This window comes from Paenibacillus sp. HB172176, from assembly GCF_011947265.1.
In the GTDB taxonomy this organism is placed as follows: domain Bacteria; phylum Bacillota; class Bacilli; order Paenibacillales; family Paenibacillaceae; genus Pristimantibacillus.
In genome coordinates this window covers 73,868-89,565 of the sequence record NZ_JAATHD010000004.1, presented here as the reverse complement: position 1 = coordinate 89,565, position 15,698 = coordinate 73,868, and the positions used below count along the sequence as shown (strand labels likewise).

Genomic DNA, 15,698 nt, shown 5'->3' with positions numbered 1-15,698 from the left:
AAAATCCGAATTAGAAAAAATGAGCTTCTAAAGGTCGCAAATGTCCGTTACAACTGCGCGGCAGGCGAATCTTTCCGAAGGCCTGAAGGAATCTGTCCGCCAAAAAAGCCCCCTGCGCACCGAAGCGCGCAAAGGGCAACTGAAGCTTGACGCTATGCTGTTATCAGTGCCGCCGATCCGTTACACTCCATTCCCACTACGCCTTCTGCGCATGGAACTGCTTCAAGTAAGGCTCGTTTTCCTTCAAAATATCGTCCAGAACCGCCTTCGCGATCTGCTCGTCGCCGACAAGAGGATGAATCGTGAGCGCCTGCAGCGCTGCATGGTAATCGCCGTGCACGGCAGCTTCGACCGCCAGCTCCTCATAGGCCTTCACCACCTGCAGCAAGCCTCTAATCTGTGGAGGAAGCGGCTTGGTCAGCGCGATCGGATGGGGACCGTCCGACTTGATCACGCAATTGACTTCGATGGTCACGTTGTCCGGAAGGCAGGCGATAATGCCGCTATTTCGGACATTCACCGTTTGAATATCTCCTATATCATTGTAGATCGACTTCATGAGCTGAACGGCGGCTTCGGAATAATAAGCGCCTCCGCGCTGCTCCAATTGCGCGGGCTTCTCGTTCAGCTCCGGCTGCTTGTACAGCTCGAACAATTCCGCCTCCACATGCTTGACCACATCCGCGCGGGTCGTCCCTTCGTTCTTGTATTGCTCCATAATCTCGCGAAGCATCTCTTCCTTCATATAGTAGTAGCGATGATACGCGCAGGGCAGCGCGCCCAGCGATTGCAGAAAGGCGGAATCCCATTCCAGATCGGGAATATTGGCCATCGACAGACTCTTCGAGCCTGACAGTCTCCTCAGGAAATCCTCCGTCATATCCTTTCCTTCAATGACAACCCTGGTTGTCCAGTTCAAATGATTAATGCCCGCCATCTCGATGAACAGCTGGGACTGAGAAATGCCGTACAGCTCCGCAATCTGCATCTTTGTGCTGATTGGCAGATTGCAAAGCCCGACCGACTTGATGCTCGAATATTTGTTAACCGCTTCTGTGACCATGCCGGCCGGATTCGTGAAATTGATCAGGAACGCTTCGGGAGCAAGCTCCTCCATCTCGCGGCAAATATCCAGTATAACAGGAATCGTGCGAAGCGCCTTGGCGAAACCGCCGGCTCCCGTTGTTTCCTGGCCGATCAGGCGATGCTTAAGCGGAATCTTCTCATCACGCGATCTTGCATCCAGCATGCCTACGCGCATCTGCGTCGTGACGAAATCAGCGCCCCGAATCGCCTCCCGTCTATCCAATGTGAGATGAAGCTTAATGGGCTTGCCGCTGGCGTCAATCATTCGCTGCGACAATTCTCCTATAATTTGAAGCTTATTCCAGCCGGCTTCGATATCTACCAAATACAGCTCGGCGACGGGAAAAACATCATGATAACGTATCAGTCCTTCTATTAATTCAGGCGTATAGGAGGATCCACCCCCGATTACCGCTAGTTTCAATTGGTTTCTCTTCATCTGCGATGTCCTCCAAACTTCTCGAAATTCTCTATAATCTCATCTGTAACCTCTATATGCAAATGATCCATCGCCATCATTACGGCTCCGAACACCGGCGCCAGCTCCGGTATAATGAGCTGATACTGCGGATGAGCCGCGCTCACTTCCTTCTCCAGCGCATCCAGCAGCAGCTGGCTTCTGCCCGATTGAAGGATGCTTCCGGTAAGCACAATCGGCACCGTCTCTTCCCCAAAGCCGCCGAGCTTGCGAATAACGGCTGCAGCCGACATGCCCAGCTCCTTACCCATCTCTCCCAACAATTCGCGAGAGAGCCAATCGCCGCTTTCCGCTGCTTCATGAACAATGAACGACAGCTGGAGCGGCGCCGTCTCGATCTCTTCATCCAAATAATAATCCATCATTTCCTGCATGCCCGGGAAGCCGAGCCCGGCAGGCACAAGCTCGACCAACAAACTGTGCGGCTCGCGCCCTTCCCAGGATCGAATCGTTCTGCCGAAGGCTTGCGCGGCCAAGTAATAGCCTCCAGCCCGGTCGCCGAACAATGCGTCAAACCCGCCGACTTGCACGGTTTGCCCTGCTTTGTTCCTGCCCGCCGCATTCGAATTGCTTCCGCAAACCAGCACGACGCCGAGGTGATCGGGGCTGCCGGTCCGCAAGCCCTCAATCGTATCGCATACGACATTCCACTCCCGAAGACGCATCTGCTTCTCGATTTCGGGATGCAATCTATCCATGTCAAAGCGCCTGTCCGCACCCGCGAGTCCGAATTGGACGAAAGAAAGCTGCCCCTCCCTGATCCCGGCCTCCTCCAGCGCCAGAGAGAGCGCCAGCTTCAAATTCGCGACTGCCGCCTCCGCTCCGATCATCTGATGATTTCCGCAACCTGCCGCTCCCGATCCCAGAATCGCTCCATGACTGTCTGACACAACCGCGAATGTCTTGCTTCCGCCGCCGTCCACACCCGCTAGGTACATACATCTCCACTCCTATACTTGACATGATTAGTCTGTCTTGTTCGATAATTTCCTATTTCATCCTTCGATTTTCCATGATATAATGTAACAAATTTGATTTCGGAGGAAAGTTGTAATGACAAAGAGAACGAATAATTCCTTATACTTTAATATTAAAGAACAACTTCTCAAGCAAATTCAATCCGGCGTTTATACAGTCGGAGAGAAATTGCCCACAGAAGCCGATCTATGCGAGCTTTTCTCCGCGAGTCGCACAACCATTCGGATGGCGCTGAGCGAGCTTGAATCGCAGGGCATTCTCGAGCGCTTTCAGGGCAAAGGCACCTTCGTCAAACGCAAGGAGCTTCATCTGATTCAGACGCGCAGCTTCGCTGAGGATGTGCTCATGAACGGCAAGGAGCCTGCCAGCGTTATTATCGAAGCCAAGGTGATGCCTGCCGAAACCCCGCTTCATGAGCTGCTTGGCGTCAAATTGAAGGCTCCAATCAATCAACTGCTTCGCGTTCGCTATGCTGACAACGAGCCGCTTCTCTATGAAACGACCCACATCGCGTGGGATCTGGCTCCGGGACTCGCCAATGATTACAAGGACGGCTCCTTATTCTCGTTTCTCGAATCTGCTTACAAGCTTAAAGCTCATCGCTCCGTGGAGCAATTGAAGCCGGTGCTCGCCGACAAAACCGCCGTCAAGCTGCTTGGCGTGAAGGAGGGCTCGCCTTGCCTTCAAGTCCGCACCTTCAGCTATCTCGAGGACGATACGCCGCTGGAGTACAGCTTCGGCGTATTCCGCGGAGACTTCCCGAGCTATACAATCGAGCGGCAGTTCGAGTGATTGTCTCCATTTTAATAAATTCTAATGTGGTTACAAAGGGGAGGACATTATCCTCCCCCCTTTCTTGCCCTCACCTTATTCTGCAATAATTTCGAAATACCTGCCCATCCAGTACGGCAGCGTGAAGATCGATCCTGCCACGATTTCGCCCGAGCTGTAATTATAGTTTGGATTAACGCCTTCCACTTGATTATCATTCTCGAACGGATTGCCGTTATTTTTCTGACTGCGTCTCTCGTCCGGCGCGAGAACAATGTTCGTCTGCTTATAATCGTCACGATCGCCCGGCTCAATGTAGAAGACATCCTGACGATTCCATTGTACAGGGAAGGTAATCAGATACTCCTGCAAGCGGTACATGAAGTGAACCGCGGACTGCAGATCCACATCCTTCTTGTCCGGATGCGCCAATTGATACAAGAACGTGTAGAACGGATTCTCTTCCCGAACCTCATTCGAATACCATTGATCGAAGGCTTCCACAATCAGCTTATGCTTGGCCTCGTCTTGCTCCAGCGTGACGAGAATGAACACGGGGAACCAGCCCAGCTCTTCATCCGAATAGTTGATATATTGTGTCCAGTCGTTATGCAGGGTCGCGTTCGCGTTCGTGCTGGCTTCGCCGAAATTCTCCGGCGTTACAATCATGTTGTCATTGTCGTTGTATGCATTGGTCGCCTGGCGAACGAGTCTGCGATCGATATAATCGAGCGCCATCTGAATATAGCCCTTGCCGTTCACGTAAGGCTCATCCTTGCTGTAGCTTCCCTCGAAGGTTTGATTGTACGCCTCTTCGTATTTGGCGGAATCCACAGGGAAGCTATCCGCCGTAATGTAGCTCGCCACCTTCAATGCCGCCATAACCTCAAGCGCGTTCAGCGGCCCGTCTTCATAGCCGTAGGACAATGCGTCATCGCCATTCTCATCGACGCCAACCTTCGATTCCCACTGCGCTTGCTGCTCCATAACGCCGATGCTGTCATTGAAATATTTCGCCAGCCATCTCGACCATTGCGTCGATTTGCCGGTTGCGTCTTCAATGTAATAATGATCGTCCTTCAAAATCAATTCCGTCATGCGATGAGTTGCCTCTTCGATAATCGACTTCATCTCCAGCAATTCCGGATCGGTGCTGTCGCCGACCAGATACTTGTAGGCGGTATAGAACATCGCATAATGCCCGTCCACCTCATCGGAGGACGTATCCGCTTTGTACACGATTTGATTCATATCGATATGTCCGTCTACGATGACGCTCTCCGGGAACAAATCATTGAAGAAGGTCGGCATCTGCTCATACACCGGAACGGTCAGTTGGAACAATGGCTTGTTGCTCTCGCCCGTCGTCTTATCCTCAGCCGCATTCTGATTGTTCGTCGCGTTCGTAATGACCGGCAGCACCTGATAGATCGGATTGCCGTCTTCCGTACCGACGATCGTCTTAATGTCGATTCCGAGCTTCTGACCGTCAGGACGCGTCAAGTTAAGCTCATCGATGGCCTCCTGACTCAGGCCAAGGCCATTATAGTTCATTACATCGGTACCGCCGCTCGGGAACAACGTCGAGCCTTGCTTCTTCTCGGCATCCTTCGTCACGCGAACCAGAGAATATCCGATCGGCTCCGCGTCATCGCGCTGCATGCTTGGAATAATGCCGTTCGGATTCACCGCGTCAGGTCCGACGAAATGCTGGAACCAGAAGCCGTTCTGCGACTGATAGCCGTATACGGAATTGCCTACTGTCGCCGCGCTGGCTTCGCTGGTCAGCATGTAAGACCGCGCCGGGAAACCATTGCCGCGCCCCGACACATAATCCAGGAACAGCACGGCCTTCGTTGACCGAATGGCCGTCGCTTTCGCTTCGTCGATCTCCGCTTGCTCCTCCATTGTTGCATTCGCTCCGTACTGCTCTTGCAGAGCTTGATAACGGAATATTTCGCCCATCGCGTACATCGTTGTCCATAGACCGTCATTATCGCTGGTCGTAGCATGCGAAGTGAAAACGCCTGTCGGCGAATTGTAGTCTATTGCGTCGAAGGAGCCATTCGTTTCGGTGAAGGTGAATTTCGTGTCGCTCACCATGCCCCGGCGATCATTCACGGATGCCGTCACATCCTCGTAGATGGCCGCCTTCTCTTCCATCGTTCTCTCCGGCATGGCGATATGCGTAACTCCGCTCGCCGTTCTTGCCCATATGCCGCCCTCGCCATCGCTCGCAAGTCCGGTTACGTGATCGTCCCCCCCGTAGAGATAACGCGGACCCGCCATATACTGCACGATATCCTTCGTATCCGGTTCGCTGAAATTCACTCGCTGCAAGCCCGTTTCGGTGCCAATCCAATAGACCCCGTCTTTATCCTTCACCACGCTGGTCACATCGCCGATCACCGACAGCGGAAGAAAGGCAAGAGCAGTCGAATCCTCGACCCACTCGATGTCGGCGGGAATTGAAGCGGAGCCCGTTTTGTAATACGTCATTTCCTTCGTTTGAACGGCTTCCAATTGTACAGGCGAATAGCTCGATCCCGGCAGCTTCGCAGCGAATACCGAAGCCGTAGGCTGCGCAAGCAGCATCGCAATAATCATTGCGCCGGTAATCGCCTTGCCGCGCTTATTCATTCTCAACATCGCGTAGTCCTCCTCTTATTGATAAATATGTGATACGCCCGTTTCCGTAATCGCGAACACGCCCGTCTGACCGTCCGGTATGAGCAGCAGCACCTTATCATCGCTTAATTGATTATCCTCGGCCTTGTAATCCTTCATCGCATTCGTACTCAGCTTGATCTTGGTCACTCCTTCATCCGTGCCAATCCACAAGTATGTCCGTGATTCATCCAGTACCGATGTGTTCACGCCGCGCATGGACGGGAAGATGGAAGGCTGTACGTCGAATTGATAATTTACAAATGTATTGGCATTCGTCAAATCAGGCATGTCTACGTCGGGATTAGCCGTTGCCGGCGTATAGGTCGGATCCTGCAGGAAGGTCAAATATTGCTTCACGTAGCCTTCGGCGCCAGTAGAGGAGAAGCTGCTTAATGCCTCCTCATAGCTGTACAGCTTCGTTGTCTTGGGCTGCGTCGGCACGACGACGCTGCCGCCGGTTCCGCTGCCGCCCGATACGGCTTCAATATCGGCTTGCGTCATCACCTTGCCCGCGATCGTCACGCTGCCCGCATTCAAGGTCAGATGAGTCGGCATCTTGCTGAATTCGACGCCTTCCACATTAACAACCACAGTATCGATCTCACCCTCTCCCGTAACCGAGCCTGGAGAATCGAATGTCAATTGATTAATCTTCGCTCCTTCATTCAACGTGACATGAGTGCCGGATGCCTCGGCAGTCACCATTAACGCATCAATGCTTCCCGGTCCCACAATTAATTCCGTCTTGCCGCTTACCGTTACCTGGTCCGCATCGCCAGTCCACTGAACGGTTTCGCCATTGTCCGTCATGACATTCACATGCCCGATCGGCGTCGACGACTGATTCTCCACGATGCCCGCAGATTGCACATTCAGCGTACCAGTCGTTGTAGAGCCGCTTGCGACCACGCGAACAGCGCCATTCTTCTTATCGATCACGACTTTGAACAAATCGCTGTCGACAAAAGTGATGCTGTGCGTACCCCCGCCATTGACGTACACCGTCCCGCCGACTTCTGCATTCGTCAAGCCAAGGTTTCCTTCTCCTACACCGGATGTAATGTACAAATTGCCGCTCAGATCCAGATCCGACAACTGTCCTCCAGGCGTATTCACGACCAAATTTCCGGAGGAAAGCCCCTCATGATCTTCGCTGTCCGCAATGAGCTCGCCCATGGCATTGTTGATCATCTTGACCGCTTCGGCGCGGGTCAAGGCCTTCTGCGGAAGAAAGTCGCCTTGCGGCGTGCCGTCGACATAGCCTTCCTCTTTCATTGCATAAACGGCAGCCTTCGACCAATCCGCGATATCCGCATCATCCCTGAAGCTTGACGGCGCATCCGTCCCCGCTTCGGCATGGAATACTCTGCTCAGCATCAACGCGGCTTTCTCGCGGGTCAGAATCTCAAGCGGGTCCCCGTTCCCGTTGCCGCTGCCGACAATGATGCCGGCGGCTGCCGCTTTGTACATATCGGCTGCGTACCATGAGGACAACGGAACATCACCAAAGATCTGGCCGCTCTCTTCGCTGAATCGAAAGATACGATTGATCAGCGCTGCGAATTCCGCTTTCTTAATGCCGTCATTCGGATGAATAAGTCCGTTCTGATCTCCCTCGAGCAGCCCCATGCTTTGCCATGCGGCTATTTCCCCGGATGCCCACGCGGGAATCTTCTCCGGGGCGGCTGTCGACGCAGCAAATACTGACGAGAACGACAACGACAAGGCCGATGTCATGGCAAGAGCTGATACTGTCTGCTTCCATTTCAACTTCATTACGCGCTCCTCCTTCATTTCTCCATCTTTTCAATTACAGTTACAAAGCATTCTTCAACATTCGGCTCTGGAACAAGCATTTACAGCCCCAATCACTTTTGTCCTTCTAGCGTCCCTCCCATACGCGTCACCTCCATGTCAACTTTTATTACTATTTTGTAGTAACAATTAAGTCTATTCTATTTATAATCACAACAAATTGTCAACTATTTAATTTCGTCATATCCAATTTACATATTTTTCTTCTTACAAAAACTTGAATTTCGTAACAATCGTTCAATATCAATATTAGATAACGCTTACAGGATCTAGCTGGATAAACGTTCCAAGTCATGTACTCTTCTATCTATTCCAATTAAAAATAAAACAAATTCATAAAAATAGATTGACTTTTTGTTGCGATCATTACTAATATAGAGTTATGTTGTCATTACAAATTTGCGGTTAGTATTGATTTCCCATCATTTTCCCTTAGTTGTATTTTAAATTACGTCATTTGTATGTAAGGAAATATGACATTAGGCTGATTAACTAAGGTAAATGAAGGCAGCATGTCCCAGGTTGAGAAAAAAGGGGGGATAAGGATTGACAGCAGGCTTGCGATATATGGAAGCCATTACTCGATTGATGCAATCCGTCCAAGATGAGGAGCTGCCTGCTATTAGGCAAGCGGCCGAAAGCACGGCGGACGCCATCCTGCAAGGAGGCAAGCTGCATGTATTCGGAACGGGGCACTCCCATATGCTTGCCGAGGAGCTGTTCTACCGTGCCGGAGGACTCGCTTGCATCAATCCCATATTAGAAGAAAGCCTCATGCTCCACCGAAATGCTTCACTCAGCACAGCCATGGAGCGTCTGAGCGGTCTGTCTGCTTTATTGCTGGCGCAGCAGCCGGCAAAGCCCGGAGACGCCATTCTGATTGCATCGAATTCCGGCCGGAACGCGGTTGTCGTAGAGATGGCACTGGAAGCCAAAGCGATTGGCATGACCGTTATCGCGCTGACCAGTCTGAAGCAAGCCGCGAGCTCGGCCTCCAGACATGCGAGCGGCCTGCGCCTGCATGAGATTAGCGACATTGTGATCGACAATCATGGCTGTATCGGAGACGCCGCCGTTCGCATCGATGGACTCCCGGAGTCGGCGGCGCCCACCTCCACCGTCATTGGCGCCTTCATCGTCAATTTGCTGGCAGCCGAAGCCATTGAATTGCTGCTGCAGCGCGGCTTTCATCCCGAGCTATTCGCAAGCAGCAACTCGGACGGCGGAGATCTCCGCAATGAGCGCCTCATTCAGAAATACAAGGGGGAGATTCGATGTCTATGACGCTATCCGCCGATTGCGACAATTCGACGGATCTTGCTTTCATTCGTTACTGGAGCAATCGACATGGTTATCGCTTCACTACGACGGGTGAGGGGGATATTCATATTCACGTCGTGCGCTCGAACGCAAGAAGATTCACATACATCGAAGAGCTCTGCAGAGCTTCGGACGAAATTTACGAAATGGCTTTAGAAGGCGCGCCCGCAAAGGCTGTACTGAAGATTATGTGCTCATCCATCAGGGGATTGAGATACGCGCTCAACCTCTTTCGCAAGAAGCCGCGACAATCCGTCTGGAATAACGACGTTGCTTATGAATATCCGCATTTCCCGCTGCGGGGCATTGTTGAAGGCTTCTACGGGAAGCCCTGGACGTTCGCGCAGAGGCTGGATATGCTGCAATTCATCGCGGATCAGAATATGAATGCTTACATCTATGCCCCGAAGGATGACGCCTATCACAGAGAGAAGTGGCGGGAGCTGTACAACGAAGAGGCCGGCGCGGATCTGCAGGCGCTCATGCAATCGTCACAGGCGCTGGGCTTGCATTTCTATTATTGCATAGCTCCCGGATTATCCATGCAATATTCCAGCGAGGAGGATTACGCCGCGTTGCTCCTCAAAGCGAAGCAGCTCTATCAGCTTGGCATAAGGCGCTTCGGTCTGCTGCTCGACGATATTCCGGAGGAGCTTCAACATGCCGAGGACAGGCTCGCATACCCGGACCTCGCGGCTGCCCATATCCGGCTGATTAACCGATGCTTTCACGATTTGCGGAAATGGGACAGCTGCATCGAATTAATCGTCTGTCCTACGCAGTATTGGGGAAAGGGCGAGGAATATTACATTACAGCTCTTGGTCAAGCGATCCATCCCTCCATCGATTTGTTCTGGACGGGCCGCAATATCTGCTCACAGGAAATCACTTTAATGGAAGCAGCCGTCTTCACCAGAAACGCAAGCCGTCCTCCGCTTTATTGGGACAATTACCCGGTGAACGACATGGAAATGACCGACGAGCTTCATATCGGGCCGTATCGGCAGCGGGATGCGAAGCTATACTGTTTCTCAAGAGGCATTATCGCCAACGGCATGAGCCTCCCGGAAAGCTCGAAAATCGCCTTTGCCACAATTGCGGATTATGCATGGAATCCCGTCCGCTACGATTCGGAGCATAGCTGGAGGAAGGCGATCGGTCTTGTCGTCGGAGGGACGCTGCGTGAAGACTTCCTCCGCTTTGCGGATAATGTCCGCTATTCTTGCTTGCATCCCTCCGATGCGCCGCAATTGGAGAAAGCATTGACGCGTTTCGAATTCGAATATAAGCATGAGAAAACGGAGGAACGCCCTCTTGCCATCAAGCGAATGAAGCAATTCGCGCTTCGCATGGCGGAGTCCGCCCAAGCCTTGCGCGCAAGCAGCGAGCAATATCCCGCTCTCATGGGGGAACTGGAGCGCTGGCTGTGCAAGTACGAGCAAGGCTGCGAATTATTGCTTCATGCCATTGATTATCTGGACAACGACGCTTCCGGAGGGGCGCTTGAGCAGCTTCAAAGCGAATATGCCTGGTACCGGCAAGACAGCGCCTATGTGTTCGGCGACGTGCTTGCGTCCTTCATGAACAAGCTGCTGGATCAAGGCTTCACCAAATAAATGAGGCAGTTCAAAATGAATAAACCATTCAAAAGGAGCGATTTTCACATGAAAAAATGGATGCTTGGACTTATTGCGGCGATGCTGGTCACCGCGCTTGCCGGCTGCTCGGGCAACACAAACGAGGGGAGCGGACAAAGCACGCTCAGAATCGCCATGGGCTCCCCCGGCGAAGGACTGATCAAGGTGTGGGAGGATCTCGGCAAGCAATTCGAAAGCGAGCATGAAGGCATTAAGGTCGAATTCAATTTCCAGGACGACGACACCTATCAAACAATCGGACTTCCCAACCTGTTAAGCGGCAAGAACGCTCCCGACTTGTATTTCGAATGGGCGGGGCAACGTCTGGATACGAGAGTGGCTGACGGCTACGCCGCGGATATTACCTCGCAGCTTGAAAGCTCCGGCCTGAAGGATATGTTCGCTGACGGAAGCTTCAACGGCATGATTATCGACGGAAAGACGTATATGATCCCTACAGCCGGCGATGTAACCAATGTCATTTTCTACAACAAGCAGATCTTCAGCGATCTCGGGCTCGAACCGCCGACAACCTGGGAAGAGTTCCTCGCCGTATGCGAGGCGGTCAAGCAAGCGGGCATTACGCCGATCGTCATCGGCAACTCGGATCTGTGGACGGCGGGCAACTGGATCGGCCATCTCATCTCCCGCGTGGTCGGAGAAGAGGCGTACAGCGAAGCGCTGCAGCTCAAGCAGCCGTTCGATTCGCCCGACTTCGCCAAGGCTTACGGCTATGTACAGGAGCTGTGGGACAAAGGCTACATTAACGACAATGTCAATGCGATTGCGGACAACGAAGCCGACATGTTGTTCCTGAACGGCAATGGCGCGATGCATCCGATCGGAAGCTGGCTCGTGCCTACGGCGGTCGAGGAAACGCCGGAGCTGGAGCTCGGTTATTTCAATACGCCCGCCATGCCGGACGGCAAAGGCAATCAGGACAGCGTCATCGGCGTGCTGAACGGCATGGTCGTGAACAAAAATTCGAAGCTGATCGACGAAGCCATCGACTTCATGAAGCTGTACAGCTCCGATGAATCGTCGAAGAAGCTGTCGGACGCAGGCGCGGTGCCGATTACGAAAACAGGCATCGACAAGGAAAACACTCATCCGCTTTCCCTGAGCCTGAATGATCTCATGCAGAATGCGCCCGTACTGGTGTCCCCTCCCGACACCGGCTACTCCATCGAAGTGGCAAACGCGCTTAATATGGCGACCTCGCAAGTGATTGGAGGCGCGAAAGCGCCGGAGGCTGCGCTTGACGAGCTTGAGGAGACCATTGCTCCGCTTAAGAAATAATTTGCTCTAGAGGCATGGAGGAGGCGGAATGCCGCAACGCGGTTCCCCTCCTCCTCCCTAGTCTATACCTGGAGGTGTGCCGATGTCCGGCAGAAGCAACAAACTCTCACCCTATCTTTTCACGGCCCCTGCCGTACTGCTATTCGCCTTCATCGTGCTCGTGCCGATTGCCATGACGTTTTTCTTCAGCTTCTATGATTGGAACGGAATTGGCAAGATGGAATTTACCGGACTCGATAATTATACGCGAGCCATTCATGACCGCATCTATATCCATTCCTACGGCCATATTCTCATTTATATCGCGGCTACCGTTGTTGTCGAGGTGCTTGTCGGACTTGGCCTGGCTGGACTCATTACAATGGGTCGCAAGGGCAGCGGCTTGTTCCGGCTCGCGTTCTTCACGCCCGTCATGCTGCCGATGATCGTCGTCTCCTATCTCTGGAAGTTCGTGTACAATTCCGACTTCGGCCTGATCAATTCCATATTGAACGCGATTGGACTGGATAGCTGGACCAGAGTCTGGCTTGGCAATCCCGATACAGCGCTGTACGCCATCTGCATCGTCTCGGGATGGATCTATGCCGGCTTTTATATGACGATTTTCTATTCAGGCATTCAACGCATTTCCAAGGAAATCTTCGAATCGGCCTATCTGGACGGGGCCAATGAACGACAAATCTTCTTCCAGATCAAGGTGCCGATGATTCGCAGCCTGGTGGACACCGCCATCATGCTGTGCGTGCTGACCGGCTTCCAATCCTTCGATCTGTTCTATGTCATGACCAACGGCGGACCGTATAATTCCACCGAGATCGTCACGACTTATCTCGTCAAAGTCGTCTTTAATCATATGAGCATCGGCTATGGCTCCGCGCTGGCCGTCATTATGACGCTCGTCATCGCAATCATTGGCCTTATCGCCAACAAGCTGAAGAGGAAAGACTCCGATGTGCTGGAGTATTAAGAGAAAGAGGTGCTGACCTTGGCGACTACAGCCCTGAGCATTCATAAGAATTCACGCGCCGAAGAGCAAAAAAGCCGCAGCAAGCGGTTCTCTGCGATCTTCTATTATCTGTTTATGATCATCCTGTCCTGCTTCTATTTCTACCCTTTGCTATGGCTCATTCTCTCTTCCTTCCGCGAAAATAGAGAAATCTTCTCCTCGCCGTTCGCCCTGCCCGACAGCATTCATTTCTCAAACTGGTCGGAGGCCTGGACGATCGGCAATATGAGCACGTACGCAAAGAACAGCGTTATCGTCACATCAGCGACTATCGTCGGCATCCTGCTGCTTGCCAGTCTCGCAGCGTTCGCCTTCAGCAAGCTGCGCTTTCGTGGCAGCAGCTTCCTGATGCTGCTGTTCGTCTTCGGACTGTTCATGCCGCTGCAATCTTTCTTTATCGCGCAAAGCTATATTTTCGAACAATTGAACTTGAAGGACACGTATCTGGGACTTATTCTTCCATATGTCGGAACGGGACTGCCGCTTGCGATCTTCCTGCTCAAGGCTTATCTGGATTCGGTGCCGAAGGAGCTCATGGAAGCGGCGCGCATGGACGGCTGCGGCGACTTCCTGCTATTCCGCAAGATCATCTTCCCGCTGCTTATTCCAAGCATGGCGACGGTCGGGATATTCTCGGCGCTCAATGCGTGGAACGAGCTGCTGCTGGCTATGCTGTATATTCAGAATGACGCGCTGAAGACGATCCCCGTCGGCCTTCTCGCATTCTCAAGCCGCTATATGACCGATTACAAGCTGCTCTTCTCGGCGCTCGCGCTCATTACGATTCCGATGATTATTCTCTATATTTTCTTCCATCGTTATATCGTTGCAGGACTAACCGAGGGCGCATTGAAGTAGAAAGGAACGAATGCGTCCTTGTTGGGCGCGTTCCTCACATAGGGGAGGCGAATGGAGCTTGAAGACCGCTATTCTATTAGCCGCAGGCGACGGTACGAAAATATGGCCCTACGCCGAGCTCCGTCCGAAAGCGATGATTCCCGTTGCGGGAAAACCCGTGATCGCGCATCAGGTCGAGAGCCTGCTTGAGCTCGGCTTCGAGACGCTCATTGTAGCGGGCGGACGCATGAGCGAGCAGATCACAAATTATTTCCGGCAGGGAGAGGATGTGTCGCCGCGAGCGCGCGAGGCTGTTCAGGTTGTGCGCGTCGGCGCGGCCGAGCCTCGCGGGACCGCGTTCACGCTGCTCGCGGCGGCGGATCGGCTCGAAGTGGATGAACCGTTTCTGACGCTCTATGGAGATACCGTTGTAGGCAAGGAAGATTTAGCTCGTTTGATTGCCCGCTTCGAAGGAGGGGGCAGCCCTGCGGCAGCGCTCGTCGCTCCGCTGGGAGAAGAGCCCTCGCAGGATTGGATATGCTGCCGGCTTGGAAGGGCTGGTAGTGATGGCGCGGCGGACGGCGGAGAGCCGCTGGAAATCGCCGATATTATGGGGCATCCGCGCGACGGTTATACGCATCGCTTCGGCGCCTTCGCCTTTTCAAGAGAATTCCTGTCCGTCTGCTCCGCCAACTCCGGGCTGTTCTCTCGGGTGCAGGTAGGCATGATGCCCGCCCCGGAGGGCTATCTGGAAATGTCGCTTGTCGATTATCTCCATGTGGGCGGCTCCATTCCCGCTGTAGAAGCGCATGAAGCGTTTATCGATATGGATAAGCCTTGGCATATTTTACAGGCGAACGAGCTGCTGGTAAGCAAGCGGTGCGGAGTGTTGACCGAGCATGAGCTGGCCGAAGGCGCATCAATCGATCCTTCGGCCGATATTCGCGGCTTCGTCCGACTTGGCGAAGGGAGCCGAATCGGCAGGAATGTGTCCGTGTCCGGCAATCTCATTGTCGGGAGCGGCACCGTCATCGAGAATGGCGCTATTTTGCAGGGAAATCATGTCATCGGCAATGATTGCTATATCGGCAATTATTGTTATCTCGCCGAAGGCTCTTCGGTAGGCAGCCGATGCGTCATCAACCATTGCGCGGAGCTGGACGGGCTCATCATGGATAATGTGTACCTGTATCACTATATGGAGTTCTACGGCATTATCGGTGCGAGCACCGATCTTGGAGCCGCCACCGTATGCGGCACGCTGCGCTTCGACGACGGTCAGACGATTCACCGAATCAAGGGCAGACGCGAGCTGCCGCGCGCATACGCGGACGCCGTCTATCTCGGCGATTACAGCAGAACCGGCGTGAATGCCATTCTGATGCCTGGCGTGAAGATCGGCGTGCACAGCATCGTCGGCCCCGGCGTACTCCTGCAGGAGGATGTGCCCAATCGAACGATTGTCAGCGTGAAGCAGGAGCTCACATCGAAGCCCTGGGGTCCCGAGCGATACGGGTGGTAACATGGCCTGTCTGGCTCGGTCGATCAGGCACTATCAGCTCGGACATGCTCTTCGAGTCGGTCAGACTTTCCAATCTTGATCGGGTACGGCCGGGCTTTTCGAGCTCGGTCAGGAGCGGCCGTCTTCAAGCTTCACTCCCATGCGGCGCTTTCTTGATATGCGAACCATGCGCAAAAAGCCGATCTTCTTCGAATAGTCTGAAGATCGGCTGCCTGCCTTTCCATCCTTGTTTCAATCTATGCTCTAGGTATGCTCTAAGGTTACTTTGTACCCCTGCAG

At 53.1% G+C, this 15,698-nt stretch carries 11 protein-coding genes; 7 read left to right on the top strand and 4 right to left on the bottom strand.

What is annotated here, in order from left to right; all coding sequences use genetic code 11:
* Positions 1-196: 196 nt before the first annotated feature.
* Both HFP08_RS07710 and HFP08_RS07705 read right to left on the bottom strand, forming a co-directional pair.
* The gene (locus HFP08_RS07710; RefSeq protein WP_168120011.1) at positions 197-1,525 is read right to left on the bottom strand and encodes a 6-phospho-beta-glucosidase; all 1,329 of its coding nucleotides are present in this window, start codon (positions 1,523-1,525) and stop codon (positions 197-199) included.
* Positions 1,522-2,502, bottom strand: a complete 981-nt coding sequence (locus tag HFP08_RS07705; protein WP_168120010.1) for an N-acetylglucosamine kinase — start codon at positions 2,500-2,502, stop codon at positions 1,522-1,524. The genes HFP08_RS07710 and HFP08_RS07705 overlap by 4 nt, the downstream gene beginning before the upstream one ends.
* Before the next feature lie 115 nt (positions 2,503-2,617).
* On the opposite strand from HFP08_RS07705, the gene HFP08_RS07700 reads away from it, so the two are divergent.
* Positions 2,618-3,334 (top strand): GntR family transcriptional regulator, encoded by a 717-nt coding sequence (locus HFP08_RS07700; protein ID WP_168120009.1) that lies wholly within the window; start codon positions 2,618-2,620, stop codon positions 3,332-3,334.
* Positions 3,335-3,409: 75 nt separating this feature from the next.
* Here HFP08_RS07700 and HFP08_RS07695 read toward each other — a convergent pair whose 3' ends face one another.
* Positions 3,410-5,962, bottom strand: coding sequence for a two-component regulator propeller domain-containing protein (locus HFP08_RS07695; RefSeq protein WP_168120008.1), 2,553 nt, complete (start codon positions 5,960-5,962; stop codon positions 3,410-3,412).
* 15 nt (positions 5,963-5,977) lie between these two features.
* Positions 5,978-7,759 carry an S-layer homology domain-containing protein gene (locus tag HFP08_RS07690; RefSeq protein WP_168120007.1) on the bottom strand — a complete coding sequence of 594 codons (1,782 nt, stop codon included), beginning with the start codon at positions 7,757-7,759 and terminating at the stop codon, positions 5,978-5,980.
* 585 nt (positions 7,760-8,344) lie between these two features.
* Here HFP08_RS07690 and HFP08_RS07685 point away from each other — a divergent pair.
* The 6 genes from HFP08_RS07685 to HFP08_RS07660 all read left to right on the top strand — a co-directional run bounded on the left by HFP08_RS07685 (position 8,345) and on the right by HFP08_RS07660 (position 15,419).
* Positions 8,345-9,082 (top strand): SIS domain-containing protein, encoded by a 738-nt coding sequence (locus HFP08_RS07685; RefSeq protein WP_168120006.1) that lies wholly within the window; start codon positions 8,345-8,347, stop codon positions 9,080-9,082.
* Positions 9,073-10,734 carry a protein O-GlcNAcase gene (locus HFP08_RS07680; RefSeq protein WP_168120005.1) on the top strand — a complete coding sequence of 554 codons (1,662 nt, stop codon included), beginning with the start codon at positions 9,073-9,075 and terminating at the stop codon, positions 10,732-10,734. The genes HFP08_RS07685 and HFP08_RS07680 overlap by 10 nt, the downstream gene beginning before the upstream one ends.
* 48 nt (positions 10,735-10,782) lie before the next feature.
* Positions 10,783-12,054 carry an ABC transporter substrate-binding protein gene (locus tag HFP08_RS07675; RefSeq protein ID WP_168120004.1) on the top strand — a complete coding sequence of 424 codons (1,272 nt, stop codon included), beginning with the start codon at positions 10,783-10,785 and terminating at the stop codon, positions 12,052-12,054.
* Positions 12,055-12,136: 82 nt separating this feature from the next.
* Positions 12,137-13,021 (top strand): carbohydrate ABC transporter permease, encoded by an 885-nt coding sequence (locus tag HFP08_RS07670; protein ID WP_168120003.1) that lies wholly within the window; start codon positions 12,137-12,139, stop codon positions 13,019-13,021.
* Positions 13,022-13,039: 18 nt separating this feature from the next.
* Positions 13,040-13,918: a carbohydrate ABC transporter permease gene (locus HFP08_RS07665; protein WP_206109204.1), complete on the top strand. Its 879-nt coding sequence runs from the start codon at positions 13,040-13,042 to the stop codon at positions 13,916-13,918.
* A gap of 58 nt (positions 13,919-13,976) precedes the next feature.
* Positions 13,977-15,419: a nucleotidyltransferase family protein gene (locus tag HFP08_RS07660; RefSeq protein WP_168120002.1), complete on the top strand. Its 1,443-nt coding sequence runs from the start codon at positions 13,977-13,979 to the stop codon at positions 15,417-15,419.
* Positions 15,420-15,698: the final 279 nt, after the last annotated feature.